Annotated in this window: 20 protein-coding genes; 11 read left to right on the plus strand and 9 right to left on the minus strand. The window is 73.5% G+C overall.

The window, feature by feature from the left end:
* The first annotated feature begins 18 nt into the window (after window positions 1-18).
* The 4 genes from G472_RS0106340 to G472_RS0106355 are packed head-to-tail and all read left to right on the plus strand — an operon-like array spanning window position 19 to window position 4,620.
* Window positions 19-1,257, plus strand: coding sequence for an ABC transporter substrate-binding protein (locus tag G472_RS0106340; protein WP_029007699.1), 1,239 nt, complete (start codon window positions 19-21; stop codon window positions 1,255-1,257).
* 41 nt (window positions 1,258-1,298) lie between these two features.
* Entirely contained in the window at window positions 1,299-3,167 is a 1,869-nt protein-coding gene (locus G472_RS31625; protein WP_051340556.1) for an ABC transporter permease, read from the plus strand.
* Window positions 3,164-3,907, plus strand: coding sequence for an ABC transporter ATP-binding protein (locus G472_RS0106350; RefSeq protein ID WP_029007700.1), 744 nt, complete (start codon window positions 3,164-3,166; stop codon window positions 3,905-3,907). The genes G472_RS31625 and G472_RS0106350 overlap by 4 nt, the downstream gene beginning before the upstream one ends.
* Window positions 3,904-4,620: an ABC transporter ATP-binding protein gene (locus G472_RS0106355; RefSeq protein ID WP_029007701.1), complete on the plus strand. Its 717-nt coding sequence runs from the start codon at window positions 3,904-3,906 to the stop codon at window positions 4,618-4,620. The genes G472_RS0106350 and G472_RS0106355 overlap by 4 nt, the downstream gene beginning before the upstream one ends.
* Before the next feature lie 2 nt (window positions 4,621-4,622).
* On the opposite strand, the gene G472_RS0106360 is transcribed toward G472_RS0106355, so the two are convergent.
* Window positions 4,623-4,859, minus strand: a complete 237-nt coding sequence (locus G472_RS0106360) for a hypothetical protein (protein ID WP_029007702.1) — start codon at window positions 4,857-4,859, stop codon at window positions 4,623-4,625.
* 33 nt (window positions 4,860-4,892) lie between these two features.
* A complete protein-coding gene (otsB, locus tag G472_RS31630; RefSeq protein ID WP_245593410.1) occupies window positions 4,893-5,729 on the minus strand; it encodes a trehalose-phosphatase in 837 nt (278 codons plus the stop codon).
* A gap of 430 nt (window positions 5,730-6,159) precedes the next feature.
* On the opposite strand from otsB, the gene nagA reads away from it, so the two are divergent.
* Window positions 6,160-7,326, plus strand: coding sequence for an N-acetylglucosamine-6-phosphate deacetylase (gene nagA, locus G472_RS0106370; RefSeq protein WP_029007703.1), 1,167 nt, complete (start codon window positions 6,160-6,162; stop codon window positions 7,324-7,326).
* Window positions 7,327-7,534: 208 nt separating this feature from the next.
* Here the strand turns inward: nagA and G472_RS0106375 are convergent, their stop codons facing one another.
* A complete protein-coding gene (locus tag G472_RS0106375) occupies window positions 7,535-8,437 on the minus strand; it encodes an ROK family protein (protein WP_029007704.1) in 903 nt (300 codons plus the stop codon).
* 188 nt (window positions 8,438-8,625) lie between these two features.
* Between G472_RS0106375 and G472_RS40505 the strand changes: the two genes are divergently transcribed.
* Window positions 8,626-10,956, plus strand: a complete 2,331-nt coding sequence (locus G472_RS40505; RefSeq protein ID WP_051340511.1) for an ankyrin repeat domain-containing protein — start codon at window positions 8,626-8,628, stop codon at window positions 10,954-10,956.
* Window positions 10,957-10,986: 30 nt separating this feature from the next.
* Here the strand turns inward: G472_RS40505 and G472_RS0106385 are convergent, their stop codons facing one another.
* Complete coding sequence (locus tag G472_RS0106385) at window positions 10,987-12,054, minus strand: anhydro-N-acetylmuramic acid kinase (protein WP_029007705.1); 1,068 nt, start codon at window positions 12,052-12,054, stop codon at window positions 10,987-10,989.
* Window positions 12,054-12,347: a hypothetical protein gene (locus G472_RS0106390; protein ID WP_029007706.1), complete on the minus strand. Its 294-nt coding sequence runs from the start codon at window positions 12,345-12,347 to the stop codon at window positions 12,054-12,056. The genes G472_RS0106385 and G472_RS0106390 overlap by 1 nt, the downstream gene beginning before the upstream one ends.
* A 161-nt stretch (window positions 12,348-12,508) precedes the next feature.
* Between G472_RS0106390 and tyrS the strand changes: the two genes are divergently transcribed.
* On the plus strand, window positions 12,509-13,762 hold the full coding sequence (tyrS, locus tag G472_RS0106395; RefSeq protein WP_029007707.1) for a tyrosine--tRNA ligase: 1,254 nt from the start codon (window positions 12,509-12,511) through the stop codon (window positions 13,760-13,762).
* 299 nt (window positions 13,763-14,061) lie between these two features.
* On the opposite strand, the gene G472_RS0106400 is transcribed toward tyrS, so the two are convergent.
* The gene (locus G472_RS0106400; protein WP_051340512.1) at window positions 14,062-17,721 is read right to left on the minus strand and encodes a YhdP family protein; all 3,660 of its coding nucleotides are present in this window, start codon (window positions 17,719-17,721) and stop codon (window positions 14,062-14,064) included.
* Window positions 17,722-17,835: 114 nt separating this feature from the next.
* On the opposite strand from G472_RS0106400, the gene G472_RS0106405 reads away from it, so the two are divergent.
* A complete protein-coding gene (locus G472_RS0106405; RefSeq protein WP_029007709.1) occupies window positions 17,836-20,829 on the plus strand; it encodes a bifunctional [glutamine synthetase] adenylyltransferase/[glutamine synthetase]-adenylyl-L-tyrosine phosphorylase in 2,994 nt (997 codons plus the stop codon).
* Complete coding sequence (locus tag G472_RS0106410; protein ID WP_029007710.1) at window positions 20,826-21,290, plus strand: peroxiredoxin; 465 nt, start codon at window positions 20,826-20,828, stop codon at window positions 21,288-21,290. The genes G472_RS0106405 and G472_RS0106410 overlap by 4 nt, the downstream gene beginning before the upstream one ends.
* Before the next feature lie 61 nt (window positions 21,291-21,351).
* On the opposite strand, the gene G472_RS0106415 is transcribed toward G472_RS0106410, so the two are convergent.
* From G472_RS0106415 to parA, 3 genes are all read right to left on the minus strand, one after another.
* Window positions 21,352-22,008 carry an outer membrane protein gene (locus tag G472_RS0106415; protein ID WP_029007711.1) on the minus strand — a complete coding sequence of 219 codons (657 nt, stop codon included), beginning with the start codon at window positions 22,006-22,008 and terminating at the stop codon, window positions 21,352-21,354.
* Between the two features lie 236 nt (window positions 22,009-22,244).
* Window positions 22,245-23,186: an NAD-dependent epimerase/dehydratase family protein gene (locus G472_RS0106420; RefSeq protein WP_029007712.1), complete on the minus strand. Its 942-nt coding sequence runs from the start codon at window positions 23,184-23,186 to the stop codon at window positions 22,245-22,247.
* 3 nt (window positions 23,187-23,189) lie between these two features.
* Complete coding sequence (parA, locus tag G472_RS0106425; RefSeq protein ID WP_029007713.1) at window positions 23,190-23,837, minus strand: ParA family partition ATPase; 648 nt, start codon at window positions 23,835-23,837, stop codon at window positions 23,190-23,192.
* Between the two features lie 122 nt (window positions 23,838-23,959).
* Between parA and G472_RS0106430 the strand changes: the two genes are divergently transcribed.
* Complete coding sequence (locus G472_RS0106430) at window positions 23,960-24,931, plus strand: L-threonylcarbamoyladenylate synthase (RefSeq protein WP_029007714.1); 972 nt, start codon at window positions 23,960-23,962, stop codon at window positions 24,929-24,931.
* Window positions 24,932-25,092: 161 nt separating this feature from the next.
* Window positions 25,093-26,514, plus strand: a complete 1,422-nt coding sequence (locus tag G472_RS0106435) for an FAD-binding oxidoreductase (RefSeq protein ID WP_029007715.1) — start codon at window positions 25,093-25,095, stop codon at window positions 26,512-26,514.
* The last annotated feature ends 7 nt before the right edge of the window (window positions 26,515-26,521 follow it).

Consider the following 26,521-nt stretch of genomic DNA (forward strand, 5'->3'; position numbering starts at 1 on the left):
CAACGCGATGCGAGAGCCATGAATCGCCGCCACACCCTCCGCTTCCTCGGCATGGCCGCCGCCGCGTGGCTGGCCGGCGCGCCGGTCCCGGCGCTTGTCGCCGCCCCGGCCCTGGCCGCGGACGGCGGACCGGTCCGGGTCGGTGAGATCAACAGCTACACCGGCCTGCCCGCCTTCACCCTGCCCTACCGCCAGGGCTGGCAACTCGCGGTGGAAGAGATCAACGCAGCCGGCGGGCTGCCGGGTGGCCGCGCGCTGGAGGTCATCTCCCGCGATGACGCCGGCAAGCCCGACGACGCGGTGCGCGCCGCCGGCGAGTTGCTGGCGAACGAGCGGGTGGACCTGCTGGCCGGCACCTACTTCTCCCATGTCGGCCTGGCCGTCGCCGACTTCGCCGCACGCAACCGCATCCCCTTCGTCGCGGCCGAGCCGCTGACAGACGCCATCACCTGGCAGAAGGGCAATCCCTACACCTTCCGCCTGCGCCCCAGCACCTACATGCAGGCGGCCATGCTGGCGGAGGAGGCGGCGAAGCTGCCCGCCACCCGCTGGGCCACCGTGGCGCCCAACTACGAGTACGGCCAGTCCGCGGTGAAGTGGTTCCGCGCGCTGCTGAAGGAGCGCCGGCCCGACGTGGAGTTCGTGGCCGAACAGTGGCCCGCCCAGGGCAAGCTGGAGGCCGGCCCCACCGTGCAGGCCCTGGCCGCCGCCTCGCCCGAGGCGATCTTCAACGTCACCTTCGGCGCCGACCTCGCCAAGTTCGTGCGCGAAGGCGAGCAGCGCGGCCTGTTCCGCAACCGCGCCGTGGTCAGCCTGCTGACCGGCGAGCCGGAGTATCTGGAGCCGCTGCGCGACGAGGCGCCGGAGGGCTGGATCGTCACCGGCTACCCGGCCGAGCAGATCGACACGCCCGAGCACCGGGCCTTCGCCGACGCCTACCGCAAGCGCTTCGGCGAGTGGCCCAAGCAGGGCTCGGTGGTCGGCTACACCACCTTCAAGGCGATCGCCGCCGCCATCACCAAGGCCGGCGGCACCGATCCCGAGGCGGTCACCGCCGCCCTGAAGGGGCTGGAACTGCCCAGCCCCTTCGGCCCCATCGTCTTCCGCGCCCTCGACCACCAGGCGACCATGGGCGCCTATGTGGGCCGGACCGCGGTCCGCGGCGGCAAGCCGATGATGGTGGACTGGCGCTACGCCCCCGGCGAAGCCTACCTGCCCCCCGACGACGCCGTCCGCGCCATGCGGCCGGTGGAGTAGGGCATTCCTCCCTTTCCCCTCCGGAGAGGGTGCAGGCGATCATGGACTTCTACTTCGTCCAGTTTCTCAGCGGGCTTGCCACGGCGGCCACGCTGTTCCTGGTGTCGTCGGGGCTGACGGTCATCTTCGGGGTGACGCGCATCGTCAACTTCGCCCACGGCTCCTTCTACATGCTGGGGGCCTACGTCGCCTGGTCGCTGGTGGAGCGCTGGGGCGACACACCCCCGGGCTTCTGGGGCGGGGTGCTGCTGGCGGCCGTCACCGTGGGGGTGCTTGGGGCGGTGATGGAGGTGGTGCTGCTGCGCCGGCTCTACCGCTCGCCGGAGCTGTTCCAGCTCCTCGCCACCTTCGGCGTGGTGCTGATCGTGCAGGACGCGGCGTCCTGGCTGTGGGGGCCGGAGGATCTGCTGGGGCGCCGCGCACCGCTGCTGCGCGGCTCCGTGGAGGTGCTGGGGCAGCCCTTCCCCCTCTACGACCTGATGCTGATCGTGCTGGGGCCGCTGGTGCTGGTCGCTCTGCTGCTGCTGTTCCACCGCACCCGCTGGGGCACGCTGGTGCGCGCCGCCACGCGGGACCGCGAGATGACGGCGGCCCTCGGCGTCGACCAGGCGAAGCTGTTCACCTCGGTGCTGTTCCTGGGCTCGGCCCTGGCCGGGCTCGGCGGCGCGCTTCAGGTCCCGCGTGAGGCGGTGAATCTGCACATGGACATGGCGATGGTGGTGGAAGCCTTCGTCGTGGTGGTGGTGGGCGGCATGGGCAGCCTGCCCGGCGCCTTCGTGGCGTCGCTGCTGATCGGGCAGCTCCAGGCGTTCGGCATCCTGGTGTTTCCGCAGATCACGCTGGTGCTGGTGTTCCTGTTCATGGCCGTGGTGCTGGTGCTGCGCCCCTACGGCCTGTTCGGCCGGCCCGAGGAGGGGCCGCCCGCCGGCGAGGCGCCGGGACCGCCGCTGCGCCCCGACGGTCCGCGGGCGGCCACGGTATCCCTCGTCCTTCTGGCCGCCCTGGCGGCGGTGCCGCTCGTGGCCGGCGACTACGCGCTGATCGTGCTGACCGAGGTGGTGATCCTGGCTCTGCTGGCGTCCAGCCTGCATCTCCTGACCGGCCTCGGCGGGCTGGTCTCCTTCGGGCACGCGGCGTGGTTCGGGCTGGGCGCCTACGGCGCCGCCCTGCTGGTGCGGGACGCCGGCGCGCCGATGCTGCCGGCCCTGGCCGCGGCGCCGCTGGTGGCGGGGCTGGGGGCGCTGGTGGCGGGGTGGTTCTGCGTGCGCCGCTCCGGCCTCTATTTCGCCATGCTGACCCTGGCGTTCGCCCAGATCGTCTGGTCCGTGACCTTCCAGTGGTACGCGGTGACGGGCGGCGACAACGGCATCCTCGGGGTGTGGCCGGCCGACTGGGCCTCGTCGAAGGCCGTGTACTACGAACTGACGCTGCTGCTGGCCGGCGGCACCCTGTGGCTGCTGCGCCGCGCCGCCTTCGCCCCCTTCGGGTACGCCTTGCGGGCCGGCCGCGACTCGGCCCTGCGGGCGGAGGCGGTGGGGATCGACGTGCGCCACCGGCAATGGATGGCTTTCACGCTGGCCGGCGCCTGCGCCGGGCTGGCCGGCGGCCTCTACGCCTTCGCCCACGGCAGCGTCTTCCCCACCCTGATGGCGGTGCCGGTGTCGGTGGACGCGCTGGTGATGGTGCTGCTGGGCGGCCTGCGCACCCTGGCCGGGCCGGCGGCGGGCGCCGCCCTGTTCCACGGGCTGGAGACGGAGGCGATGCGGCTGACCGATTATTGGCGGCTGGTGCTGGGGCTGGTCATCGTGGTGCTGGTGCTGGCGTTTCCGCAGGGCGTGGTCGGCTTCGCCCGCAGCCTGTGGGACCGCCGGCGCGGCGGCAACGGCAGCGCTGCGGAGCCGGTGGCGTGAGCCGGCTGGTGGTGCGCGACCTGGCCCGCGCCTTCGGCGGCGTCCAGGCGGTGGACGGCGTCTCCTTCGCGCTGGGCGCGGGGGAGCTGCTGGCCCTCATCGGCCCCAACGGGGCCGGCAAGAGCACCTGCTTCAACCTCCTGAACGGCCAGCTCCGCCCCGACCGCGGGTCGATCCGGCTGGACGGGCGGGAGCTGGCGGGTCTGCCGCCGCGGCGCATCTGGCGGCTGGGTGTGGGCCGCACCTTCCAGATCACCGCGACCTTCGCCTCCATGACCGTGCGCGAGAACGTGCAGACGGTGCTGCTGTCGCGCCACCGCTGCCTGTCCGGCCTGTGGCGGCCGGCGGCGTCGCGGTTCCGCGACGAGGCGCAGGCGCTGCTCGACCGGGTCGGCATGGGGACCCAGGCGGAGCGGCCGTGCGGCGTGCTCGCCTACGGCGACCTGAAGCGGGTGGAGCTGGCCATGGCCCTGGCCGGCGACCCCGGCCTGCTGCTGATGGACGAGCCGACCGCCGGCATGGCGCCGGGCGAGCGGCAGGAGCTGATGGCCCTGACCGCCGCCCTGGCCCACGACCGGCGCATGGCCGTGCTGTTCACGGAGCACGACATGGACGTGGTGTTCGGCTACGCCGACCGCATCCTGGTGCTCGACCGCGGCCGCCCCATTGCCGAGGGGGCGCCGGCGGCCGTGCGCGCCGACCCGCGGGTGCGCGCCGTCTATCTGGGAGACGAGGCGTGACCGGCGAATCGCTGCTCAGCGTGCGCGGCCTGGAGGCGTGGTACGGCCGCGCCCACATCCTGGCCGGCGTCGACCTGGAGGTGCGGCCCGGCGAGGTGCTGGCCCTGATGGGCCGCAACGGTGCGGGCAAGTCCACCACCCTGAAGGCGATCATGGGGCTGGTGGCGCAACGGCGCGGGACCATCCGCTTCGCCGGCCACGACCTGACCGGCCTGCCGACCCACCGCATCGCCCGCCTCGGCGTCGGCTATGTGCCCGAGGACCGGCGGGTCTTCACCGACCTGACGGTGCGCGAGAACCTGGAGGTGGGCCGCCAGCCGCCGCGGCCCGGCGTGCCGGCCTGGACGCCGGAGCGGCTCTGCGACCTGTTCCCCAATCTGGCCGAGTTGCGCGGGCGCCGCGGCGGCCACATGAGCGGCGGCGAGCAGCAGATGCTGACCCTGGCGCGCACGCTGATGGGCAACCCCGCCCTGCTCCTGCTGGATGAGCCGTCGGAGGGGCTGGCCCCGCGCATCGTGCAGCAGATGGCCGCCGCCGTGCGCACCCTGAAGGCGCAGGGGCTGTCGGTCCTGCTGTCCGAACAGAACCTGGCGTTCGCCGGTGCCGTCGCCGACCGCGCGGTGGTGATCGAGAAGGGATGCAGCCGCTGGACGGGGTCCATGGCGGCGCTGGCGGAGGACGAGGCGGCGCGGCGCGCCTGGCTGGCGCTGTAGCTTCAGACCAGCATGTCGAGCAGCCGCTTGCTCATGTCGGTTCCGGCCTGCAGGACCCTGACATTGGCGGCGAAGGCGGTTTCGGCGTTGGCGATGTCGACGATGACGGCAGGGTCCAACCGGTCGGCCGCCACCTGCTCGCTCGCCGCCGCCACCGTGGCCTGCGCCTGCTGCATCCCCGCCAGGGCGGGGGCGGAAGGGCCGAGGGGACCGGCGGAACCCGGGGGACCGACGGACATGGGGCGGACTCCGAATCGTTCACTCCCGCCAGTCTACGCCCCCGCGCCGGTGCCGTCCAGGTGCGCGGCCAGCCGTTCCAGAAACAGGCGGACCTCCGCCGGGTCGTGCAGGCGCCAGGCGGCGGCGGTGGGAGCGGGCGTCTCCATCACGCGCACCCCCGCCCCGCGCCCGGGGCCGCGGTCGGCCAGCGCCCGGAAGGCATCCTCGTCGGTCTCGTCGTCGCCCAGGTAGAGCGGCAGCACGCCGTCACCGCTCAACTCCAGTGCGTCGAGCAGGGCGAGCACGGCTCGACCCTTGTCCCACGGCAGATTGGGGCGCAGCTCGTGGATCTCCTTGCCGCCGGTCACCCGCAGGTCGGGGTGCTCGCCCGCCACCGCGCGCACCGCCTCGGCCACCCGCGGCTTCGCGTCGGCGGCGACCCGGCGGGTGTGGATGGCGATCGCGAAACGCTTGCGCTCCACCAGCGCGCCGTCCACGTCTCCCAGCCGGCGGTTCAACGCGGCGTGCGCGCTGTCGAGGGCCGGCACGTACTCCAGCCCGATCCGGGTGCGCAGCGACGGGCCGCGGATGTCGAAGCCGTGGCTGCCGGCGTACACCAGCCCGTCCAGGTCCATCAATCGGCGCACGTCGTCCAGGTCGCGGCCGCTGACCACCGCCACCGGGCAGAGTTCGGCCAACCGGGCCACAGCCGCCCGCGTCGCCGGATCGAGGATCGCCAGGTCGGGCCGGTCGACGATGGGGGTCAGGGTGCCGTCGTAGTCGAGAAACACGGCCGGCCGGCGCCCGCCCAGGGCGGCCGTGAAGTCGGCGAAACGGTCAAGAGCGGAGGGACGGTCCGCCGGAGGAGCGGAGGGGATCGGGTCGGCCACGGGCATTGCCTTCCGTTCGGGCATTCGTCGCCGATCAACAGGAGGGTCCCATGGCAGGTTGCGTCGTTTGCCATGTTCGGTTGCGAAATCGTGTCATTATCGCAACACCGACCCCTGAAAAAGCGACGGCCCCACTCGGGGGCCGCGCTCCGCTGTTGCAGCGTCGACTGGATCTGTTAAATTTTGCAGTGCAGCAAGCGATTGCTGCTTCGCCCTTCTTGGGCGTTTCCTCCCTAAACTCAGGCCGCTGTCCTCAGCGGCCTTTTTTCTGCCAGAAACGAACGGAACGGACAATCCCTTACGAATGTAATAATTCGTATGGTGCAATGCTTGACCGGATGCCCTTCCGCTGCCGCCGATCCCCCTTGCCCCCGACCGCGGCCGCGCGGTAGCGACGGGGGTATCGTGACCGCGGCCCGGGAGCCAGCCCTTGGAAGCCCTTCTGAACGCCACCGTCCACACCGGCGACTCGGTGCTGGACGGCGTCGCCGTCCTGGTGGAGCACGGGCGGATCGCCGCCGTCGTGCCGGTGGCCGAGGTGCCGGCGCACGCCGCGCGGCGCGACCTGGGGAATGAGGCGGAGGGGGCCATTCTGGCGCCGGGCTTCATCGACCTGCAGGTCAACGGCGGCGGCGGCATCCTCTTCAACGACCGCCCCGACGTGGCGGCCATCGCCGCCATCGCAGCGGCCCACCGCCGATTCGGCACCACCGGCCTGCTGCCCACCTTCATCACCGACGCGCGCGACAAGCGGCGGGCCGCCGTGGCGGCGGTGCGCGCGGCCATGGACGCCGGGGTGCCGGGCGTGCTCGGCATCCATCTGGAAGGGCCGCACATCGCGGTGCCGCGGCGCGGCGTGCATGACGCCCGCCACATCGTCCCGCCCGACACCGAAGACCTGGCCCTGATGACCGGACTGCCCGGCCGGTCGCTGGTGACGCTGGCGCCGGAAACGGTGCCGGATGACATCATCCGGGCGCTCGCCGCCGCCGGCGTCCGCGTCGCCGCCGGCCATACCGATGCCACGGCGGAGCGGATGCGCTCCGCTGTCGCCGCCGGCGTGACCCTGGTCACCCACCTCTTCAACGCCATGAGCCCTCTCCAGGGGCGCGAGCCCGGCGCCGTCGGGGCGGCGCTGACGGAGGACGCGGTGCGCTGCGGCATCATCGTCGACGGCCATCACGTCCACGACGCCTGCATCCGCCTGGCGCACCGGGCCAAGCCGCCGGGCGGGCTGTTCCTGGTCACCGACGCCATGCCGCCGGCGGGTGCGCCGCCGGACAGCGGCTTCACCCTCTACGGCGACTCGGTGACGGTGCGCGACGGGCGCTGCGTGTCGGCCGACGGCCGCCTCGCCGGATCGGCGCTGGACATGGCGAGCGCGGTGCGCAACGCCGTGCGGCGCGTCGGCATCCCGGCGGACGAAGCGTTGCGCATGGCCTCCACCTATCCCGCCGCCGCCCTGGGGCTGGCGGCGCCGGGCACCCCCGGGGGGCGCGGGCGCATCGCACCGGGTTTCGCGGCCGATCTCGTCCTGCTGGACGCCGACTTCCGGGCGCGCGCCACCTGGATCGCGGGAAACTGCGCCGCGTGCTGAAACGCGCGATTCCACCATCCGCCGTTCTGTCGTATAGAGGCCGCTCCACACCACCGGGAGAGCTTCCATGGACATCGCGCTGATGGTTCTGTTCGTCCTGTTCTTCTTCTGGCAGACGATCACCGACTGATATCGGCCGCGACCGCGGCCGCGGCCCGGCCTCCCTCGTGATCGGGCGGTCCGGGCCGGGTGAACCGTTCCGGCCGTTTCAGGATTCCTGCGGCCACAGGCGGGCCGCCCCGCGCATGCCGCTTTCCCCGCCGAAGCGGGCCGTCACGATTCGCGTGCGCGGAGCCGGTGCCAGGGCGTAGCGACCCAGCCGGGCCGACACCGCCGCGCACAGCCCCGGCAGAGCCGACAGGCCGCCGCCCACCACCACCGCGTCGGGATCCAACAGGTTGACCACGCCGGCGAGCGCGCGGGCCAAGGCGTCCGCGTGCCGGTCCAGGGTGACCCGCGCCGCCGTATCGCCGGCGACAGCCCGCGCCGCGATGTCCGGCGCCGTCAGCCGCTGGCCGCTGAGATGGGCATGCAGCCGGGCCAGCCCGGCCCCCGACAGCACGGTTTCCACGCAGCCGATCCGGCCGCAGGCGCACACCTGCGGCGGCCCGTCGGCCGGCGTGCGCCAGGGCAGCGGCACGTGCCCCCACTCCCCGGCCAGGGCGTTGGCGCCCGGCAGGATAAGGCCGCGGACCACGATGCCACCGCCGACCCCGGTCCCCAGCACCGCGCCGAACACCACCGCCGCCCCGGCGGCGGCGCCGTCCACCGCCTCGGACAGGGCGAAGCAGTTGGCATCGTTGGCGATGCGCACCGGCCGGCCGAGCGTCGCCGCGAGATCATCGGCCAGCGGCCGGTGATCGAGCCAGGGGAGGTTCACGGCGCGCACCGTGCCCTCCGCCGGATCGACGATGCCGGGCAGACTGACCCCGACGGGCGCGCCGGTGGCGCCGGTGGCGTGCTCCAGCTCCGCCACCGCGCCGGCCAGGGCGGCCAGGGTGGATTCATAGTCGCGCGGCGTGGTGGTCCGCGTGCGTGCGCATTCGCCGCCGCCGGGGTCGAGGGCGACGGCTGCGATCTTGGTGCCGCCGAGGTCGATGCCGATCCGCATGGGCCGATGGGAGGGTCCGGGTCGGGAGGGAGCGCAACCCTATACCGCCCGGATGGGACGGGGCCAGCCTCCCGTGGGGGGAGGTGTCCCCTTAAGAGCGCGCACGCCGTCCCTTTGCACCGTCGCACCCGGCGGCGGCGGGACTAGAGTCAAGGGCTTAGGTACCGGTCCACTGCCACGGTTCGCCCATGACCCGCCCCGCGCCGCAACCCGTCCCGCCCCCCGCCGCGCCCGAAGCCGCCCGGACGGCCCCGAACGCCGGGAGCCCGGCGCAACGGGAGGCGCTGGAGGGGCTGAAGCTCGCCCTGCTCGCCCGCAAACGCCTGCTGGTCCTCACCGATGCCGAACATACGGACTCCGAACGGCCGTGCGCGGAGCCGCGCCGGGCGGTGTTCGAACGGCTGACCGCCGAAGTCGCCGCGGACGGCGCCCTGGTGCTGGCCGTTGCCGCCGGCACCGGCATGGATGTGGAGACGCTGGTGGCAACCGCGGGCGCCGCCGCCCTGGCCGACCGCCCCGTCCCGGCCGACTTCGACACCCTGGTGGACGAACTGGAGCGCCGCCTGGACCTGGCCGGCAGCGGCCTGCTGGCGGTGGACGACGCCCACCGCCTGGGCCCCGCCACTCTGGCCGACCTGGCCGAGCTGAGCCGCAGCGCCACCGCGCAGGGCCGCTTCCTCCAGATCCTGCTGAGCGGTCCGGCCGAGCTGGAGCGGGCACTCACCCACCCGTCCCTCGCCGCGGCCCTGCGCGACCACGGCGTGATCTACCGCCTGGCCGGGTCCGTGGCGGCGGCTGCTCCGGCGGGAACGGTGGCGGGAACGGCGGCGGGGCTCGTGGCCCCGGCACGCGCCGAGCCGCGGACCGCCCGCCCGGCCCGCACGCGAACCCCGGTCCGGCGGGCGGTGTGGCCGTGGGCAGCGGGCGTCGCCCTGGTGGCCGGCATCGGCACGGCAGCCGCGACCCTGGGTCCGGCGGCCGACCCGGCGCGCCTGGCGACGGAGGTGGGCGACGCCGCCGAACGCGCCCGCACCGCCGCCGCCGAGGCCTGGAGCGACGCGCGCGCCTTCGTCCTGAACCAGCGCGGCCGGGCGGCCGCGCCGGATCATGCGGACCCGGTGCCTGCCGAACCGATGCACGCCGAATCCGTGCACACCCAACCGGCGCCCGCCGATTCCGCACCCGTCCTCGCCGCGGCCGCACCGGCCGAGGCGGCCCCCGCCGCACCCGCGGTGGAGGCCCCGTCGGTGGAGGCCCCGTCAGTGAAGGAACCGGAGCCGCCCGCCGCGATCCAAACGGCGCAGGCACCGCTGCCGGAGCCGGCCACGGAACCGGTCGCGGAGCCGGAACCCGCTCCGCCGCCTGCCGCCCGTACCACGCCCCCGGCCCGGCCTGATCCGCTGGCCTCCCTGCTCAATCGGCTGCCGGACGTGATCGCCTCCGTCCCGCCCGACAGCGCCGCCGATTCCCCTCCCGACACCGGATCCGATGTGGCCGGGGCACCGGTGCCGGCCGATGACCCCTTCGCGGACGGCATCGCCGCCCTCGACGGACCGGGCATGCCCATTCCCCTGATCGACCCGCCGGTCGCGGTGGCGGCCCTGCCGGCCGTCCCCGCCCCGCCCGAGGCGCCCGCTCCCGATCCGGCCGTGGCGGCGGAGGTGGCGGCCCTGCTGGACCGGGCCCGCGCCCAGATCGACGCCAAGAAGCTGACGACGCCGGAGGGCGACAACGCCTTCGAGACGGTGCTGGCGATCCGCACGTTGTCCCCCCGGGCTCCCGAGGCGGACGCCCTGACGGCAGAGATGGTGGACATCTACCGGCGCTGGGCGGCCATGGCCCGCGATCGCGGTGACTGGCGCAACGCCCGCCTGTTCTACGAGCGCGCGCTGGTCATCGCTCCCGACGACGGCGAACTGACGGTCCTCCTGGACGAGGCGCTGTCGCGCACCGGCGGCGCCGGGATCGCCGCCGGTCGCCCGGACGCCATGCCGGCGGTGCTGCGGGACGTGCTGTCCCGCGGGATGCCCGCCGATACCCGGCTGGCCGACGGCAAGACGCCACTGATGCTGGCCGCGGAGCACGGTCTGCTGGATGCGGCGCGCCACCTGCTGCAAAGGGGCGCCAACCCCGGCGCGCGCACCGGCAGCGGTGCCACGCCCCTGATGTACGCCGCCTATGCCGGCCACGCGGAGCTGGTGGGCCTGCTGGCGGCGTCCGGGGCCGACGTCAACGCCGCCAACGTCGACGGCAAGACCGCGCTGATGGCGGCGGCGGCGCGCGGCCACACCGGGGTGGTGCGCACCCTGCTGGCCCGCGGGGCCAGCGTCGACCGGCCGACCCGGCACGGCTGGACGGCGCTGATGTACGCGGCCAACGCCGGGCATGGCGAAGTCGCCCGCGTGCTGGTCGCCGGCGGTGCCGATCCCCGCCACACCGATGGCCTCGGCAATTCAGCGGTCACGCTGGGCCGCGACCACGGGCACTACCGCGTTGTCGAGGCGATGGGCATCCGCTGAAAGCGGGGCGACCGGAGACCGGCGGCGCCGTCATCCCCCCGCGGGATGGAAGCGCCCGCCGGTCAGCGGCGTCGGCACGCCGGTGGTCGACGGCAGGCTGAGCGGCAGGCCGAGGCGGCTGCGCACGGCCAGATAGCCGAACGCCTGCGCTTCCAGCGCGTCGCCGTCCCAGCCCGCATCCTCCACGGGCACCACGGGCGCGCCCAGGCGATCGCCCAGCATGCCCATCAGCGTGCCGTTGTGGCGGCCACCGCCGGTCACCAGCCAGCGCCGCGGGGCTTCGGGCAGCAGCGCCACGGCGCGCGCCACCGCCGCGGCGGTGAAGGCGGTCAGCGTCGCCGCCCCGTCGGCCGGCGACAGCCCCTGCACGGGCGCGGTGTCGAAGGCGTCCCGGTCCAGCGACTTGGGCGCCGGGCGGTCGAAGTAGGGGTTGTCGAGCAGGGCATCCAGCGCCGCCCCGTCGACCCGGCCGGTCGCAGCCAGAGCCCCGCCTGCGTCGAAGCGCGCGCCGCCGTGGGCCAGCATCCAGTCGTCCACCAGGGCGTTGCCCGGTCCGGTGTCGCAGGCGATGACGCTGCCGTCGCCGCCGATCCAGGTGAGGTTGCCGACACCGCCCAGGTTGAGCACGGCCAGCGGCGTTTCCAGCCCGGCGGCCAGGGCCCGATGGTAGAGCGGGGCCAGCGGCGCCCCCTCGCCGCCCGAGGAGACGTCGGCGGTGCGGAAGTCATCCACCACGGCGATGCCGGTCAGCCGGGCGAGAAGCGCGCCGTTGCCGATCTGCCAGGTCCGCCGCTCGGCCGGGGCGTGCAGGATGGTGTGGCCGTGGAAGCCGACGAGGTCGATGGCATCCGCCGTGAGCCCCGCGGCTTCCAGCAGCCGGGCCACCGCGTCGGCATGCTTCTCCGTCAGTTCCCGTTCCACCTCGACGACCGGGCCCTGCCCGCCGAGGCACGAGCGCAGGCGGCTCCGGAAGCCGTCGCCGTAGGGGATGGTGAGGAAGGTCAGGGGCTCCACCCGCTCCTCCCCGTCGGTGCGCAGGAGCGCCGCGTCGATGCCGTCCATCGACGTGCCGCTCATCAATCCGATGACGGTCAGCATCAATGACGCGTCTGGTAGGTGTCCCGATCGTCGTCGGCACCGTCGCCGTCGCCGGACAGATCGCCATAGCGGATGGCGTCGATGTGCGCCTCCAGCTCGGCCAGGCGGAGTTCGTGCTCGGCCAGCCGCCGTTCATGGACGGAGATGCGCCGTTCGATCTCCTCCTGACGCGCGGCCAGAGCCCGGACACGGGCGTCGTAGCGCGCCTCGATCTCGTCCACCCGGTCGCGCAACCAGGCAATCTGCTCCTCGGGCGGCCGGTCCGCCGGAAACCCCTCCCGCACGTTGCCCATGGTTGCTCCTCCGTCTAATCCCGGCCGGCAGCATACCCGCACCGAACCGTGACGTCGACCCGCAACACTCGCCGTGGCTGCGGCCCGCGGAATTGGCGCGACGGGGCGAACCGTGCTAACAGACGCGGCCAATCCATCCCACCAGTCACGACGTTCGGGCCATGACCACCTTGCAATCGGACTTCCTGCGCACGCTGGAAGCGCGCGGCTTCATCCACCAGTGCACCGACATGGCCGGGCTCGACGCCCGCATGGCCGCCGGCCCGGTGACCGCGTACATCGGCTTCGACTGCACCGCGGACAGCCTGCATGTGGGCAGCCTGCTGCCGATCATGATGCTGCGCTGGTTGCAGAAGACCGGGCACAAGCCGGTCGTGCTGATGGGCGGCGGCACCACGAAGATCGGCGACCCCTCGGGCAAGGACGAGAGCCGGCAGCTCCTCACCGACGAGCGCATCGCTGCCAACATGGCGGGCATCAAGCGCATCTTCGGGCAGTACCTGACCTTCGGCGACGGCCCGACCGATGCGATCATGGTCAACAACGCCGACTGGCTGGATGCCCTGCACTACATCCCGCTGCTGCGCGACGTCGGCCGCCACTTCACCATCAACCGCATGCTGACCTTCGAGTCCGTGCGCCTGCGCCTGGAGCGCGAGCAGCCGCTGACCTTCCTGGAGTTCAATTACATGATCCTCCAGGCCTACGACTTCATGGAGCTGTCGCGGCGCCTGAACTGCCGGCTGCAGATGGGCGGTTCCGACCAGTGGGGCAACATCGTCAACGGCGTCGAACTGGGCCGCCGCGTCGACCAGAGCGAGCTGTACGGCCTGACCACGCCGCTGCTGACCACCGCGTCCGGCGCCAAGATGGGCAAGACCGCCTCGGGCGCAGTGTGGCTGACCGCCGACAAGCTCTCCCCCTATGATTTCTGGCAGTACTGGCGCAACACCGAGGACGCCGACGTCGGCCGTTTCCTGCGCCTGTTCACCGAACTGCCCCTCGACGAGGTCCGCCGTCTGGAATCCCTGTCGGGGGCGGAGATCAACGACGCCAAGAAGATCCTGGCCAACGAGGTGACCCGCCTGGCCCACGGCGACGCGGCCGCCACCGAAGCGGCCGAGACGGCGCGGCGCACTTTCGAGCAGGGCGCCGCCGCCGAGGGCCTGCCCACGGTGGAGGTGCCGCGCGACCAGCTCGCCGCGGGACTGGCGGTGGTCGACCTGTTGGTCAGCACCGGTCTCGCCCCGTCCAAGAGCGAGGCGCGCCGCCTGATCAAGGGCGGCGGGGCGAAGCTCAACGACGCTGCCCTCGCCGACGAGGCGGCCCGGGCGACGCTGGCCGACCTGGACGGCGACGGCGTCATCAAGCTGTCCGCCGGCCGCAAACGTCACGCACTCGTAAAAGCCGTATGATTCCCGACTCGCACACGCAGGTTGGACTGTAGCGACTCACGTCCAACCTGCGGTGATTGTGCCCCTTGACAGATCCTGCCCGATGGGGTGATTGTGCCTCTGCCCTAGGGGCTAGCCCGAAAGGCCAGGAGGCCGAACGGCCCGAGTGAGTGGGGGAACGCCCGGAACGCGCACCGAGGACCGATGAACGGGCGCCGGACAACGCGACGCCGCCGCATCGGCCGAAACCTCCCGGAGCGCCCGCAGCCGCGGGGGCTCCGGTTTTCGTTTCGGCTTCCGGTCCGAAACCGCCTTCCCCGTCAGTTGCGGTTGCTCTCGCTGTGCGGACGGCGCGGCCCCGCCGGTTCCGGGTCTCCGCCCTGCCCCAGGAAGAACAGGTTGCGCAGGAACCCGGGCGCCAGCACGGCCAGCGGGTTGACCGACACCTTGGGGTCGGCGAACGGCCCCTGGACGTGCCAGGTCGCCGCGAAGATGCCCTGGCCGGCGCCGCCGCTGAGCACGTCGCCGAGGATGGGGATCTGGCCGACGATGCGGTTCAGCCCGTAGACCGGCACGATGGTGCCGCGCAGGTTGGCCACGTCGGCCACGGTGTCCACCTCGCCCTCCAGCGTCAGGCCCAGCGCGCTGCCGGACGTGCGCACGCCGCTCAGGGTCAGCAGCCGGCCCTGCTTGCGGAACTCCCCTTCCAGCCGGCCGAAGGTGATGCCGCGACCCTGCATCAGTTCGGCGAAGCCGGTGGGTGAGACGGCGTTGAGGATGCGCGCCAGCGTCGGCGCCTCCACCACCGTGTAGTCGGTCATCTCGATCCGCCCCTCGATGGGCGCATCGGCCCGCGGCCCGCGGGTGGTGCCGGTGATCCGCAGGGTGCCCCCCTCCACCCGGTCGTTGAGGTCGAGCATGCGCAGCGCCCGTCCCGCGTCATTGGACAGGACCAGCACGCGGAAGCGGTCGCCGTCCGGCTCGAACCGGATAGACAGGGTGGATGACGGGCCGCTGCTGCCGGTGGCGTCGATCAGCGTCCAGTCCAGCCCGTCGTTGCGCGCCTTGGCGACCACGTCGGTGAGCTGCCGGCCCTCGCCGAACACCACGCGGCCGACGCGCACCGACAGGTCGAGCGACCGACGGCGGCGCGGCGGCGCGGCGGCTCCTCCGGCGGCGGCGCCCGGTGCGGCAGCGGGTTCGTCCTCCAGGAAGCGGCGGGCGTCGAGGCTGCGCCCGGTCACGGTGGCGACGTAGCCGCCGTCGCGCACCAGCACGTCGGCCCGCACCGCCGTCTCGTCCAGCCGCACCTCCTCCAGCAGCACATGGGTCAGCGCCGCGGTGTCGGGGTCCAGGGTGACGGTTCCCGTCGCCGACAGCCCGCCGCCCTCATAGGCGATGCCGGTGACGCGGGCCACCTTGTCCTTGCGGAACTCCAGCGCGAAGCGGGCCGAGGCCGGCACCCCCGGCGCCTTGGACCAGCCGAAATCCTCCAGCACCAGCACGGCCGGGGTGAGGTCGAGGGTGCCGGTCAGGCTGAACCGTTTGTTGCGATCGATGGTAAAGACCACGTCGGTGCCGACGGGGCCGGCGGCGTACTCCGCCGCCTCGACGCCGAACTTCGCGAAGTCGGTGGCGTCGGCGGTGCCGCGGACATGGACGCGGGTGCGCGGCCCCTTGGCTGTGTCCTCGAACTGCTCCTTCCAGTCCAGCACCACCGGCACCCCGTCCAGGCGGGCCTTGCCCTTGACGCTCATGGAGCGGGTGTCGAGCACCAGGTCCAGCGTGCCGTCGCTGGCGTCCAACCCGGCCGCCACCTTGCGCACCGCGGTGCCCGTCAGCTTGGCGTCGACACCCACCTCCACGTCGTCGAAGGTCAGGTCCTGCAGCAGGGGGAAGCGGAAGGTAAGGTCGGCGCGGGCGTGGCCGGCGGTCCCCGCGGGATCGATATCCAGGCGCGACGGGTAGCCCAGCGGCGGGCCGTCCAGCACCGTCAGGATGGTGCGCACCGGCCCCGACACGGGCACCCGGATGTCAATGTCCTCGCGCCCGCCCAGGTTGTTGATGACGATGGTGCCCTCGCCGACCTCCACGTCCTCCAGCCGCCCGCCCCGGGTGTGGACCGTGAAGGTCCGGCCATCGGATTCGGCCCGCACCTCGGCGACCCCCACCACCGGCGGCATCGGTCGGAAATAGGCGATGTCCACGTCCGACGCGGTGAGCCCCGCGTTCAGGGAGTCGAGAACGAAGCCGGCGGGATCGTCGGCGGGAAGCGTGCCGGCGATGACCGCCTGCGCCTCGTGCACCGTCCCCCGCGACAGGTTCTCCGTGATCCATTCCCGCGCCGCGGCGCCGACGCCGGCCGGCCACAGGCGCCCGAGATCGTCCAGCGGCACCGCCTGCGCCGTCACGGTGCCCTGCACCGCCAGGGCGGCACCGCCGGGGGCGGCCGGCACGGCGCGTCCGTGCGCCGTCACGCTCGGCCCGCCCAGGTCGAGCGTCGCCTCCTCCAGGTCCAGCGTCCGGGCGGCGGCGTCGAACGCCAGGCGCAGGACGCCGGAGCGCAGCTCCGGCGGCTCGGCGAAGTGGTCGGGCAGCACCAGCCGCCCGGCCCCCAGCGTCAGATCGACGCGGCCGTCGCGCGGCCGCAACCCGCCGTCCAGGCGCAGCGCCGCGGTGCCCGACACGGGTGGCATCCCCGCGGCCGCCAGGGGCTCCAGCTCCGGTACCAGGCCCGCCAGCAGGGCGGGCTTCAGCCCCTCCAGCCGGATCGCCAGATCGACCCCGTCGGCCGCGCCGCGCACCGCGTCCATGACCAGCGCGGCACTCCCCGGGCCGCTCCCCAGCCCCAGCCGCAGCGAACCGGTCGGCACCGCCCCCTCGGCCACCCCGTCCAGCGCCACGCCGCCGGTCAGCGTCAGCCGCGTCCCCGCCCCGTCGCCCGGCCGGTCCAGGTGCAGCGCCGCGGTTTCGATCTCCAGCCGACGGGCCGCCACGTCGAGGCTGCCCCGCGCGCCGGAGGAGCGCACGACCAGCGTCTCGCCGCCCGCCGCCGGGGGCAGGGTCACTTGGCCCGCCCCACCGGTCAATTCGAAGTGCACCCGCTGCGGCGTCAGCGTGGCGTCGAGGTCGAGGTCCACGGTACCGTCCACGGCGAAGGCGGCGCCGGCCAGGGGCGCCAGCTCCGGGGCGATGCGGGCGAGGCGCGCCGGCTCCAGATCCTCCACCCGCACGGTCGCCGCGGTGCGGCCGGTGGCGCGGTCGAAGGCGGCGGTCGCTGCCAGCGCCGCTGGCTCGCCGCCGGTGTCCAGGGCCAGGCGCAGGGCGGCGTCGACGCCGCGGCCGCTGCGCCGCAGGTCGATGTCGGCGCGCGTCGCGTGCCAGGAGAAGCCGGTCACCTGGTTGATCACCCGCAGGTCGGCCCCGGTGACCGACAGTTGCCGCAGCAGGCCCAGCGGGCGTCCCGCGTCGGGCGGGTCCAGCAGGGTGGCCAGCACCTCCTCGGCAAAGGCGGAGGTGCCCTCGGGCGTCGCCTCGGAGGCTGCGGCATCGGAGCGCACCCCCAGGTCGAACCCGCCGTCGGCGCGCCGCACCACGCCGATGCGGGGGCGCACCAGCTCCAGCCGCGTCGGCTCCAGCCGGGCGCGCAGCAGGGCCCGCACGGAGACGCCGACCCCCAGTTCCGGAACGGCCGCCAGTTCCGCGCCGCGCTCGTCCACCGCGCGCACACTGCGGGCCCGGACGTCCAGCCGGCCGATGCCGTTGTCGTCGTCGTCGACCCAGTCCAGCCCCAGGGAGCCGATCTCCACCCGCGCGCCCGGCACCACGCCGGCCAGCGCGTCCTCCACATAAGGCGTCAGCCCGTCGAGGGACAGCGGTCCCTGCGACAGCCGCCACGCCACGCCGCCGCCCGCCACCGCCACGACGACGACCGCGACGCCCGCCACCCGGCCGAGAAGCCCAACGGTCCTGCGAATCACCCGCCCGTCCTCCGGCTGCGCCCGCCCAAGCCGTCAGGGTGCGCATCACCGTTGACCCGTACCCGTCCGGGGGGCAGGGTGACGGCCACCTCCGGTGCCACCAGGAATGCCGCCATGTCCGTTTCCCTGCCCGCCACGCTGCCCCGCCCCTTCGACCCCGCCCGGGCGGAGCATGGCCAGGAGCGCTGGCGCCAGGAGGCGGCCGGCAAGGACCCGGCCCTGCGCGACTGGGCGCTGGCCTTCGCCGACGATCCCGCCGGCCGGGCGCTGATCGACGCGGTGTGCGGCAACAGCCCGCACCTGGCGCTGAGCCTCACCCGCGAGCACGCCTTCATGCGCCGCCTGATGGCGGAGGGTTTCGACGCCACCTTCGCCGCCCTGCTGGCGGAGCTTGAGGCCGATCTGGCCGGCGAGCGCAACGTGGACCGCCTGATGGCGGAACTGCGCATCGCCAAGCGGCGGGCGGCCCTGCTGATCGCCGTGGCCGACATCACGCGCACCTGGAGCGAGCACCGGGTGACCCGGGCGCTGAGCGACACGGCGGAAACGGCGCTGCGGTTGGCGTCGGCCCACCTGCTGCGCAAGGCGGCGGAGGCGGGCACGCTGACGCTGCCCGATCTGCAGCGCCCGTGGGTGGGGTCAGGGCTCATCGTTCTCGGCATGGGCAAGCTGGGGGCGCGCGAACTCAATTATTCCAGCGACATCGATGTGATCGTGCTCTATGACGACGCCGTCGTGCGGACGCCCCAGCCGGACACCCTCGCCCGGACCTTCATCCGTATCGCGCGCGATCTTGTCCGCATTATGGAGGAACGCACCCGGGACGGCTACGTCTTCCGCACCGACCTGCGCCTGCGCCCCGACCCCGGGGCCACGCCACTGGCCGTTTCCGTCACGGCGGCCGAAATATATTACGGCAGCGTCGGCCAGAACTGGGAACGCGCGGCCATGATCAAGGCCCGCCCCGTGGCCGGCGATCCGGAGGCCGGCACGAACTTCGTCCGCTTCCTGGAACCGTTCGTGTGGCGCCGCCACCTGGATTTCGCGGCGATCCAGGATATCCATTCCATCAAGCGCCAGATCAACGCCCACAAGGGCCACCGCACGGTCACCGTGAACGGCCACGACGTGAAGGTGGGCCGTGGCGGCATCCGCGAGATCGAGTTCTTCGCCCAGACCCAGCAGCTCATCTTCGGCGGCCGCGACACCCGCGTGCGCCCCGCCCCGACGCTGGAGGCGATCGCCGCCCTGGCGGCGGTGGGCCGCGTGCCCGAAGCGGCGGTGGAGGAGCTGGGCGCCGCCTATTGGTTCCTGCGCCGGGTCGAGCATCACATCCAGATGATCGACGACCGCCAGACCCATCAGATCCCCGCCGACGACGCCGGCGTGGCCCATCTGGCGACCTTCCTCGGCTATGACGACCCGGCCGCCTTCCGCGCCGACCTGCTGGGCCACCTGGGCCGGGTCGAGGACCGCTACGCCGAACTGTTCGAGGAGGCGCCGTCCCTGTCGGGACCCGGCAACCTGGTGTTCACCGGCACCGACGACGATCCCGGCACCGTGCGCACGCTGCGGGACATGGGGTTCCGCGACCCCGGGCGGGTGATCGCCGTGGTCTCCGCCTGGCACCGCGGCCGGTACAAGGCCACCCGGTCCGGCCGGGCGCGGGAGCTGCTGACGGAGCTGGTGCCCACGCTGCTCAGCGAACTGGCGAAGACGCCGGACCCCGACGCGGCGCTGATGAACTTCGACGGCTTCCTCGGCAAGCTGCCGGCAGGCGTCGGGCTGTTCTCGCTGTTCTACGCCAACCCCTGGCTGCTCAACCTGGTGGCGGAGATCATGGGCACGGCGCCGCGCCTGGCGGAGGCCCTGTCGCGCAACCCCTCGCTGCTGGAAGCGGTGCTGTCGCAGGACTTCTTCGACCCCCTGCCCGACCGCGCAGCGCTCGCCGCGGATTACGGCCGCGTCATGGCGGCGGCCCGCGACTTCGAGGATTCCCTGGCGCTGGCACGGCGCTGGACCAACGACCATCGCTTCCGCGCCGGCGTGCACATGCTGCGCAACATCACCGACGGCGACGGCTGCGGCCCCTTCCTGGCCGCCCTGGCCGACGTGGCCGTCTGCGACATCGCCGCGCGGGTGGAGGAGGATTTCACCCGCCGCCACGGCCACCTGCCGGGTGCCGCCTGGGTCATCGTCGCCATGGGCAAGCTGGGCAGCCGCCAGCTCACCCTCACCTCCGACATCGACCTGATCGTCGTCTATGAAGCGCCGCCGGAGACGAAGGCATCCGACGGCGCCAAGCCGCTGAGCCCGGCGGAATACTACATCAAGCTGACGCAGCGGCTGACCAACGCCATCACCGCGCCCATGGCCGACGGCCGCCTGTACGAGGTGGACATGCGCCTGCGCCCGTCGGGCAACGCCGGACCGCTGGCCACCTCCCTCGCCTCCTTCGTGAAGTACCAGGCGGAGGGGGCGTGGACGTGGGAGCACATGGCGCTGACCCGCGCCCGCGTCATCGGCGGGGACGACGCCCTGGCGGAGCGGGTGCGCGCGGCGATCTGCGACGCCCTGGTGCGCCCGCGCGACCCCGACCGGCTGCTGTGGGACGTGGCCGACATGCGCCGGCGCATCGACCGGGAGTTCGGCACCGCCAATCCGTGGGACGTCAAGTACGCCCGCGGCGGCCTGATCGACATCGAGTTCATCGCCCAGTACCTGCAGCTCCGCCACGCCGCGGCCGACCGCGGCGTGCTCTCCGCCGACACCGCCGGTGCCATCCGCAACGCCGCCGACGCCGGCCACCTGGCCCCCGCCGTGGCGGAGGAGCTGCTGTCGGCGCTGCGGCTGTGGCGACGGGTGCAGGGGTTCCTGCGGTTGACCACCACGGGCGTGCTCGACCCCGGTCAGGTGTCGCAGAGCCTGTTCGAGGGTCTGGCGCGAACCGCCTTCCCCGATGAGGACGCCCCGGTTGACTTCGCCGCCCTCGACACCAGACTCCGGGACGTCGCCGCGCGGGCCTACGCCCATTTCGGTACCCTGATCGAGCAGCCCGCGGCCCGGCTGACCCCGCCCGCCAACCAGGAAGAGCCCAAACTGCCATGACCGTCGACGCCGGAACCCCCGCCCCCGACTTCACCCTGCCCACCGACGGCGGCGGCAGCGTCACCCTGTCCGCCCTGAAGGGCCGTCCGGTGGTGCTGTACTTCTATCCCAAGGACGACACCTCCGGCTGCACCAAGGAAGCCTGCGGCTTCCGCGACAGCTTCCCCGACTTCTCCGGTCTCGACGCCGTGGTGATCGGCGTGTCCAAGGACGGCGTCGCCAGCCACGACAAGTTCAAGGCCAAGTACGACCTGCCCTTCATCCTGGCCAGCGACACGGAGACCACGGTCGCCGGGGCGTACGGGGTGTGGGTGGAAAAGAGCATGTACGGCCGCACGTACATGGGCATGGACCGCGCCACCTTCCTGATCGACCGGGACGGCGTGGTGCGCGCCGCCTGGCGCAAGGTCAAGGTTCCCGGCCATGTGGACGCCGTGCTGAAGGCCCTGAAGGCGCTGTAGGCACACGGCCCCTCACCCGCCCCCGGTCCGAGCCGGGGGCCGGGTCGGGAGCGGCGCCGGGTTACGGTGCGAAGCGGTAGCTCAGCCCCACCATCAGGGCGTGGTTGGCCACATGGAAGGACACGTCGCGGCCACCCGGCCCGTCGAAGGAGCCCTGCGCCGTACGCATGTAGCGGTAATCGACGTTCAGGCGCACGTCCGGGCTGAAGACATAGCTGACGCCGACGATCGCCTGGCCGCCGAACAGCGTCGCGGTGTCGGACACGGCGGTGAGGCCGCGCGCCGGGTCCTGCACGCCCCAGCCATCGGCGCGCACCCGCACGACGCCCACGCCCAGACCGACGTACGGGACGACCGGCCCGCCGGTGGGCACGTCATAATAGCCGTTGACCATCAGCGCGGTCTGATTCAGGTCGCCGCGCCCGCCGGTTTCCCGGCCGCCCACGGTGACGGTGTCCAGGCCGTTGCGGCGGAACGACAGCTCCACCTCGGCGCGCCACGGCCGCAGAGCGTAGCCGACCGCACCCGAGACGGCCCATCCGGTGTCGCTTTCGGCCTCGCCGTAGGCGGTGCCGCCGCCAACGTCGTAGGCGGGCTGCTGGTTGACGCCGGCGGCACCGGTGACATACCAGCCCGGCGCCATGGACTGCGCCGCGGCCCCCGCCGGCACCAGAAGCAGCGCGCCGGCCAGGAGCAGGGAGAACGGTGTGATCCGCATGGTCCCCTCCTCTTCACGGAAGGACGGAGGCTATGGATCCATGCTACGCCCACGGCCGGCGCAAACAACCGCCGCCGCCACGCGGCCGTGCCATTGCTGGCCCGTGAAAAGCGCAGGCGTCATACGGCCGGAAAATGACCACTTCCATTATTTTCCGGCCGTCAAACCCGGCAGATCAATGCCCTGGCACTGATCGCGAGGGTGACACCAACGGCACCCTTCAGGTGCCGTTGGTGTCAGTCGCGGGCGCGGTACCAGTCCAGGGTGCGCCGGATGCCCTCCGACAAGGGCGTCACGCGCCCGCCGAAGGTCCGTTCGAACTTGGCGGAGTCCATCACGAAGGGGGCTTCGAACTGGTAGAGCAGTTCGCGCATCTCCCGCGCCATCGGGTTGACCAGCCCGGCCAGCGCCAGCATCCAGCCGCGCAGGACGCTCACCCGCACACTGGTGGCGGCTTCCGCGCACACCGCCCGGATGAACTCCCGCCCCGTCACCGGCGGCCCCGAGGGAAGGTGCCAGATCGCGCCGTACGCCATGTCCTGGATGCCCAGTTGCGCCAGGCCGCGGGCGGCGTCCTCCACGAAGGTCAGGGTGTGCGGCGCGTCCAGCGACCCCGGCCAGCGCGCCGTCCGCCCCTCGACCACCGGTTCGAACACCAGGGGGCCGGTGACCGAATTGGCGGCAGGGCCGTAGAGGTCGCCGGCGCGGCCGATGGCGACCGGCACCCGGCCGCGGGCGTGCGCGTCGAGCAGCACCTCCTCCAGCCGGGCCCGCAGGTGACCCTTGGGGCCCTGGGGACGGCGCGGCGTCTCCTCGGTCATCGGGCCGGCGGGCGGGCCGTACATGTAGAGGTTGTCGAAAAAGACCAGCCGCGCCCTCGCCGCCGCGGCCCCCGCCAGGGCGCCCTCGACGAGGCGTGGCAGCATCTCCTCCCACTGCGGGTAGGGGACGCCGGCGCAGGCGTACACCACGGCGGCACCGGCGCAGGCGCGGCGCGCCGCCTCCGGGTCGGCGACGTCGGCCGCCACCCGCTCCACCGCCGCCTCCCCCGCCACCCCCGGCAGGGCGCGGCCGTCGCGGGTGACGGCGCGGACGGGCAGCCCGCGCCCGGCCAGTTCGGCCACCAGGGCCAGGCCGGCGCTGCGGCCGGCGCCGAGGACGACGTGCCGGTCCGCCATGGCTCAGCCCGCCCGGTCGAGGATCTCTTGCGCCAGCGCCTGCATCTCCGCCGCCGCCTGGGTGCGGCGGGCGGCCTCGGTCACCGACAGGCCGGTCATCAGCGTGCCGGCGTAGGCGGTGCGGTTGCCCACCTGCGCCTCGGCCAGTTCCACGTCGGGCGGAGCGACCAGGGCGCGAACCTGCGCCACCAGCTCGTCAGCGATGCGGGCGCGCGGCGGCACGCGGTTGAGCACCAGCAGCAGCCGGCGCTTCTCCTGGCGCGCCAGGTCCAGGGTGGGGTGGACCGCCCACAGGTCCATGGGGCTGGGCTGCACCGGCGCGATCACCAGGGTGCCGGCGCGCACGGCGATGCGCGCCTCGGTCTGGGCGTGGGGCGGGCTGTCGATGACGACCACGTCGTGGTCGCGGGCCAGCCGCTCCACCTCCCCCTGTGTGCGCCAGCCGGCGAGCTGGACGTGGTGGAAGCCCGGCTCGCCGCCGGTGGCGTCCCGGCGCACCTGGAACCAGCGGGTCAGGCTGCCCTGGGGGTCGATGTCCACGGTGGCGACGCTGTGGCCGAGCTGTGTCCAGGCGATGGCCAGGTGGGCCGCCAGCGTCGTCTTGCCGGCACCGCCCTTCTGCTGCGCCACGGTGAAGACCTTGCCCGCCATCCCGCCACCCATCAATTTGTTGCAGCACCCGCCCCGCCGTCTTAAGCCTTGGGGCGGGACGGCGCAACCGCGCCCTTCACCCGTTCGTTTTTTCCGTTTCCTGCTGCCGGATCGCCCGCACCGTGACCGAACACCGCCCGGACGTCGCCCCGCCCACGCCCGACACCCTGGCCCGCGCCGGCGCCCTGCTGCGCGACGGCGCGCTGGTGGCCTTTCCCACCGAAACCGTGTACGGCCTGGGCGCCGACGCCACCGACGACCGCGCCGTCGCCGCCATCTTCGCCGCCAAGGGCCGGCCGCACTTCAACCCGCTGATCGTGCACGTCTCCGATCTGGCCGCGGCGGAGCGGCTGGCGGTGTTCGACGAGCGCGCCCGCACCCTGGGCGAGCACGCCTGGCCCGGCCCGCTGACGCTGGTGCTGCCGCGCCGGCCCGACAGCGGCCTGTCGCTGCTGGTGTCGGCCGGGCTGGACACGGTGGCGGTGCGGGTGCCCGGCCACCCCGTGGCGCAGGCCCTGCTGCGCGCCGCCGGCCGCCCGGTCGCCGCCCCCAGCGCCAACCGCTCCGGCTCGGTCAGCCCGACCACGCCGATGCACGTGGTGGACAGCCTGGGCGACCGGGTGCGCCTGGTGCTGGCCGGCGGGCGCTGCCCGGTGGGGGTGGAATCCACCGTGCTCGACCTGTCCGGACCGGCGGCGGTGTTGCTGCGCCCCGGCGCCGTGCTGCGCGAGGACGTCGAGCGGCTGATCGGCCCCGTCAGCGTCGGCGCCGGCAACGCCGAAGCCCCGACCGCCCCCGGGCAGCTCGCCAGCCACTACGCCCCGCGCGCCGCGGTGCGGCTGGAGGCCACGGGGGCCGACCCGGACGAGGCGCTGCTGACCTTCGGCCCCGACGGGTTCGTGCGGGGCGGCGCGGTGCGCCTCAACCTGTCGCCCGACGGCAGCCTGGACGAGGCGGCGGCCAACCTGTTCGCCCATCTGCGCGCCCTGGACCGTCCGGGCATCCGCGCCATCGCCGTCGTCCCCATCCCCGACACCGGCCTCGGCCTGGCCATCAACGACCGCCTGCGGCGGGCAGCGGCGCCGCGGCCCTGAGGTCGGCCTCCGCAAGCGCCGCCTCGGGATGAGACCGTGGCGCCGACGGATTTGAGCGGGTGCCGTTCGCATCGACCCGACGACTTTCCCCCTCCCCCCGGCCCGCGTTTGCGGGTAAACCGGGCATCCGTACACAGGACAGCCCCACCGGACCCCGCGCCATGACCTCTGCCACCGACGCCCTCCTCGACCGCATCCGCTCCATCGTCGGCCCCGGCGGCATCCTGACTGCCGCGGACGACAAGGCGCCCTATCTGGCGGAGTGGCGCGGGCGGTTCCGCGGCAACAGCCCGGCGGTGGTGCGCCCCGCCACCACCGCGGAGGTGGCGGCGGTGGTGGCCGCCTGCGCCGGGGCCGGCGTCCCCGTCGTGCCCCAGGGCGGCAACACGAGCCTGGTCGGCGGCTCCATCCCCTACGAAGAGGGGCGCGAGATCGTCCTCAGCCTGTCGCGCATGAACCGCATCCGCGACCTCGACCCGCTGAACTACACCATGACGGTGGACGCCGGGGTGGTGCTGACCGCGGTGCAGGAGGCGGCGGCCGGGGCGGACCGCCTGTTCCCGCTCAGCCTCGGGGCGGAAGGCACGGCGCAGATCGGCGGGCTGCTCTCCACCAACGCCGGCGGCACCATGACGCTGCGCTACGGCAACACCCGCGACCTGGTGCTGGGGCTGGAGGTGGTGCTGCCCGACGGGCGGGTGTGGGACGGCCTGCGCCGCCTGCGCAAGGACAACACCGGCTATGACCTGAAGGACCTGTTCATCGGCGCCGAGGGCACGCTGGGCATCGTCACCGGCGCGGTGCTGAAGCTGTTCCCGCGGCCGCGCCAGACCGAGACCGCCTTCGTCGCCGTGCCCGACCCGGCGGCGGCCATCGCCCTGCTCGCCCGGCTGCGCGAGGCGACCGGCGATTCCGTCACCGCGTTCGAGCTGATGTCGCGCCGCTGCCTGGAGTTCGCGCTGCGCCACGTGGCGGGCACCATCGACCCGCTGGCCGAGCCGTCGCCCTGGTACGTGCTGACCGAGCTGACCGCCGGCCGGCAGAGCGACGCCTTCCGCGAAGGGCTGGAGGAGGCGCTGGGCGCCGCCTTCGAGGAGGGGCTGGCCACCGACGCCACCCTGGCCGCGTCGCAGTCCCAGGCCAAGCAGCTCTGGTTCATCCGCGAGGCGATCGTCGAGGCGCAGAAGCACGAGGGCGGCTCCATCAAGAACGACGTGTCGATCCCCGTGTCGCGCGTCGCCGAGTTCATCGAGCGGGCGGAGGCCGCGGTGGCCGCCGCCTGCCCCGGCATCCGCCCCACCCCGTTCGGCCACGTGGGCGACGGCAACATCCACTTCAACCTCAGCCAGCCGGAGGGTGCCGACACCGCCGCCTATCTCGCCCGCTGGGACGACATCTGCCACGTGGTCAACGCCATCGTGCTCGACCTCAACGGCTCCATCTCGGCCGAACACGGGGTGGGCCGCTTCAAGAAGGACGAGATGCCCGCCATCAAGTCCGCGGTGGAGCTGGACCTGATGCGCGCCGTCAAGGCCGCGCTCGACCCCAAGGGCCTGATGAACCCCGGCAAGGTCCTGCCCTGACCCATGG

The organism is Azospirillum halopraeferens DSM 3675, assembly GCF_000429625.1.
In the GTDB taxonomy this organism is placed as follows: Bacteria; Pseudomonadota; Alphaproteobacteria; order Azospirillales; family Azospirillaceae; genus Azospirillum; species Azospirillum halopraeferens.

Coding starts and splice junctions, on each gene's coding strand:
- G472_RS0106415 (WP_029007711.1), bottom strand. CDS start 22,008: ATGCGGATCACACCGTTCTCCCTGCTCCTGGCCGGCGCGCTGCTTCTG.
- parA (WP_029007713.1), bottom strand. CDS start 23,837: ATGGCGGGCAAGGTCTTCACCGTGGCGCAGCAGAAGGGCGGTGCCGGC.
- G472_RS0106385 (WP_029007705.1), bottom strand. CDS start 12,054: ATGCTGACCGTCATCGGATTGATGAGCGGCACGTCGATGGACGGCATC.
- G472_RS0106360 (WP_029007702.1), bottom strand. CDS start 4,859: ATGTCCGTCGGTCCCCCGGGTTCCGCCGGTCCCCTCGGCCCTTCCGCC.
- G472_RS0106420 (WP_029007712.1), bottom strand. CDS start 23,186: ATGGCGGACCGGCACGTCGTCCTCGGCGCCGGCCGCAGCGCCGGCCTG.
- G472_RS40505 (WP_051340511.1), top strand. CDS start 8,626: ATGACCCGCCCCGCGCCGCAACCCGTCCCGCCCCCCGCCGCGCCCGAA.
- G472_RS0106390 (WP_029007706.1), bottom strand. CDS start 12,347: ATGGGCAACGTGCGGGAGGGGTTTCCGGCGGACCGGCCGCCCGAGGAG.
- G472_RS0106410 (WP_029007710.1), top strand. CDS start 20,826: ATGACCGTCGACGCCGGAACCCCCGCCCCCGACTTCACCCTGCCCACC.
- G472_RS31625 (WP_051340556.1), top strand. CDS start 1,299: ATGGACTTCTACTTCGTCCAGTTTCTCAGCGGGCTTGCCACGGCGGCC.
- G472_RS0106405 (WP_029007709.1), top strand. CDS start 17,836: ATGTCCGTTTCCCTGCCCGCCACGCTGCCCCGCCCCTTCGACCCCGCC.
- G472_RS0106375 (WP_029007704.1), bottom strand. CDS start 8,437: ATGCGGATCGGCATCGACCTCGGCGGCACCAAGATCGCAGCCGTCGCC.
- tyrS (WP_029007707.1), top strand. CDS start 12,509: ATGACCACCTTGCAATCGGACTTCCTGCGCACGCTGGAAGCGCGCGGC.
- G472_RS0106435 (WP_029007715.1), top strand. CDS start 25,093: ATGACCTCTGCCACCGACGCCCTCCTCGACCGCATCCGCTCCATCGTC.
- G472_RS0106340 (WP_029007699.1), top strand. CDS start 19: ATGAATCGCCGCCACACCCTCCGCTTCCTCGGCATGGCCGCCGCCGCG.